General features: G+C 39.5%; 1 protein-coding gene. It reads right to left on the reverse strand.

Annotated elements, in window-relative coordinates:
• Nucleotides 1-276 (reverse strand): transposase (locus M3202_RS22795; protein WP_251225358.1); only part of this gene is annotated, 276 nt, incomplete at both ends.

The following is a 276-nucleotide window of genomic DNA, read 5'->3' on the forward strand; positions in this document are numbered from 1 at the left end:
CAAAATTAATATCGTGTTGAGCAAAAAAGTGTTGTGCCAGAAGATAGATTGGATTCCCATCTACTACGAATGTTAAGTCCTCTGGAATCTCATTCATCTTCAGTAAGACTTCATCGATCGCACGAATGGCAGTCATTGTATCTCGATTGGGTGATACCGGGTAAGAAAGGATAATCTTTTTCACGGCGTCAAAAAAGAAAAATAGATAATGCCAGCGTCCATTCACTCGAATGTAGGTTTCATCCCCACAGAATTGTTCAGAAAGCTCATAAGGAT

Origin of the sequence: Halalkalibacter oceani, from assembly GCF_023715605.1 — a bacterium.
Lineage (GTDB): Bacteria > Bacillota > Bacilli > Bacillales > Bacillaceae_D > Halalkalibacter > Halalkalibacter oceani.